Genomic DNA, 3,281 nt, shown 5'->3' on the forward strand with positions numbered 1-3,281 from the left:
CCTTTGAACTCGACCATCAGCTGCTCCCGCCTCACTCAATTATACGCACAGGTAGTGATATAGCTCAGCAGAAGTGAAAAATTTGCGACATAACCTAATCATCAACCATCAATTTAATATAATCAGATACATATCCCTGCAGACTTAGAATAAGCCGCCATTAACATGAAACATTTGGCCGGTTATGTATGAGGCTTGTGGAGTGGTGAGAAACCAGATCATTTCCGCCACTTCTTCAGGTCGCCCGAGGCGGCCTAGCGGGATCTGTTTTTCCACCTCTTTAAGTCTATCTGAAACGGGTCTGTTATTGCTGTTGATTTCACCTGGAATAACGCAATTAACCAAAATTTTGTCACTGGCAAAATTATTGGCAAGACTGCGAACGGCAACCTCAATGGCACCTTTGGATGCAGCAGACATCGGATAAAGTGGTGCACCTGCACGCATGTAATGCGCGGTATAACTGCCAACCGCAATCAACCTCGGATGCTCTGATTTTTTTAAAGGTTCGCGTGCTGCTCGTGCAAGTTCAAACAGGCTGAATAAATTACCTTTAAAGGCATATTCCAAATCTTCAGCTGTTCCTTCTTCAAAACTACGGAAAACTGGAAAGCCTGCATTGGCCACCACAACATCAACACTGCCGAAATGCTCTATTGCTGCCTCTACCAATGATGTTGCTGTGCCTTTTTCTGCAAGATCACCAAGAACTGTAACCGCATGAGCACCAGTGGAGCGAATGTCTTCAGCTACCTGCTCAAGCGCATCTTTTGAACGACGCGCATGCAATACAAATGCGGTTCCTGTTTTTGCAATGCGGCGCGCGAGCGTTGCCCCGATACCGGATGAACTGCCGGTGATGATATATACTCTTTCAATGGTCATAAACTATTCTTCTTATGTCAAAAAAACGACCCCGCCAAATGCTCAGCATATGACAGCGTCGGTTATCCTGGAAATGTTTAAGTGCTACAAATTATAAAAATCAGGTTTTAGGCAATCCTGCCGGGTTTGTTTCAGATTTGCTTACCTTTTCATCGGCAAGGCCCCATCTATCAAGTATCTGATTATATGCGCCGCTTTCGATCGCTCCGTTAAGAACGATTGTAATGGCATCAGCTATGTTATTCCCTTTTCGTGTTGTAACACCCACTTGTGCCGTCAACGGCCAACCACCATTCACAGTACCAACCAATTTCGTTTTACCGTCAGTGCGCGCCTGATAGGCTTGGGTTGAATTGATGTGGAATACAGCATCCGCTCTGCCTGACTGAATAGCCAGATTACGCACTGCATCATCGTCATAATATTGCAGTTCAATAGGCGCTAAACCGGCAGCTATATTCTGTTTATCCCAGTCCTGCACAATCTTTTCCTGCGTTGTGCCTGCACCTGTAATAATCCGTAACCCCGCTACATCCTTAGGCTCACTGATCTTATTGATCGGACTATCTGATTTGACATAAAATCCAAGCAGATCGTCACGATATGTCGAAAAATCGAATTTTTCTTTTCGTGCCTCCGTCACTGTAATGTTGGAAACAACCGCATCAACTTTACCGGATTGAAGCGCAAGAGGCCAATCGGCCCATGCAGTCGGTACAAGTACCAGTTCAAGACCAAGTCCGTCAGCAACAAGTTTAACAATATCAGGATCAAATCCAACAATTGTTTTGGCATCTGTTGCATAGGTACTGATCGGCGGCACCCATGGGTTTATGCCAACAGTGAATTTACCGGGGGTTACCAGTTTGAAATCGGCAGGAAGGGCTGCAATTGCCTTTTCATTTGGCTTGATACGAACTTGTCCGGCCTGCTCAGGACTCAGATCGAAGGTCTCTGCATATGCAGTTGCGGTAATTCCGAGTGCAACAAAAGCAGCAGCTGCACGCGTAAAAATATGCTCTGTAAAAAATCTCATAATCGATGTGTACCTTTAAACGATGAGAAACGGCTAACACATCAAGCCTACTTCATCCGTGCTCAAGGGTAGTGGAACTTAATGTGATAAAAAAACGAAACGAGGAAATAGTTTGCCAAAGAGCCAATCATTTTGAGAACGGATACGCGCAAACATTTAAATGGAATACGGGGATGAAGTTTGGAATCGGCATGGAAGCAGATCAATCGGTTGTGTCGCAAAATTTTCAGTAAGTTAAAAGCGGCGTTAACTCTGGACGCAATTATGCTGCGAGTTCCGCAAAGACCTGAAATGGCGATTGATTGTCGTTGGTGAATTGGTTCTTACGGATCATGTGAGCCACTTCGATCCCTGCGATGGTGGCTGAAGCAGAATGGAATGCTTTAAAGCCCATCATTGGCTTGGTGATCCGTTTGATAAAGCGGTGGTCTTGCTCAAGGATATTGTTCAAGTATTTGACCTGCCGGATTTCAATCATGTCGCCTGCGCCTGTGAATTTCAGGATGGTGTTGACGGCGTGCAGTCCGGCCAGATTGGCTCCACTTTTGTCAATGACAACCTTTTCAGGAGTACCGTTGGTTGTGATCGCCTTCTTGAAGAAACGCCGCGCTGCAGCCAGATCCCGACGTTCAGACAAAAGAAAATCAAGGGTTTGGCCATTGCGGTCAACGGCCCGATACAAATAGGTCCATTTGCCCCGAACCTTGATATAGGTCTCGTCAACACGCCAGGAACTGGCCGTGGGCCGCTTGCGCATCTGAGCCTGAGTGGCGATTTGAGGCGAGTAGCGAACAACCCATCTGTTCAATGTTGCATGATCGACGCATACGCCACGTTCGGCCAGAATTTCATGAAGGTCACGATAGGAGACGGGGTAGCGCACGTAAAAGAAGACCGCGTGCAGAATGACACTTTTAGGGAAATGAGTTCCCTTGAAATCGACTGTCATTCGCAGCCACCTCGCTCATTTATTCACAATGACCGGCTTATAGATCTGTAAACATGAAAATTTGCAACACTACCTTCGGAACCAGGCTGTCGGGCTCTGTTGCAAATATTCCGGTTGGTTGGAGAGGTCCTGTTTTCTCCGCGGTCACACGTGCTGACCTTCGAGATTCTGCGCGAGCAGCGCCACCGCCTCTGTGAGTGCACTCGGTCCAATGCCGAAAGCTCGTTCAACAATCCGGGCTTCACATCAGGGTGATCAGTTCTTAGCAGCGCAAGCCATAACGGAATTCCTTGAAACCAATCATGGCGGAATCAATGGCTCTGTTGCAAAAATTCCGGTTGGTTGGAGAGGTCCTGTTCTCTCGGGCATCACACGGGCTGACCTTCGAGATTCTGCGCGAGCAACGCCACC

General features: G+C 47.1%; 3 protein-coding genes. All 3 read right to left on the reverse strand.

Annotation, left to right across the window (positions count from 1 at the left end; translation table 11 throughout):
* Positions 1–144 precede the first annotated feature (144 nt).
* The gene (locus FHS77_RS15825; RefSeq protein WP_184224877.1) at positions 145–885 is read right to left on the reverse strand and encodes an SDR family NAD(P)-dependent oxidoreductase; all 741 of its coding nucleotides are present in this window, start codon (positions 883–885) and stop codon (positions 145–147) included.
* 100 nt (positions 886–985) lie between these two features.
* Positions 986–1,921 carry an ABC transporter substrate-binding protein gene (locus tag FHS77_RS15830; protein WP_184224878.1) on the reverse strand — a complete coding sequence of 312 codons (936 nt, stop codon included), beginning with the start codon at positions 1,919–1,921 and terminating at the stop codon, positions 986–988.
* Between the two features lie 262 nt (positions 1,922–2,183).
* Positions 2,184–2,870 carry an IS6 family transposase gene (locus FHS77_RS15835; protein ID WP_184224879.1) on the reverse strand — a complete coding sequence of 229 codons (687 nt, stop codon included), beginning with the start codon at positions 2,868–2,870 and terminating at the stop codon, positions 2,184–2,186.
* Positions 2,871–3,281: the final 411 nt, after the last annotated feature.

Origin of the sequence: Paenochrobactrum gallinarii, from assembly GCF_014205685.1 — a bacterium.
In the GTDB taxonomy this organism is placed as follows: Bacteria; Pseudomonadota; Alphaproteobacteria; order Rhizobiales; family Rhizobiaceae; genus Paenochrobactrum; species Paenochrobactrum gallinarii.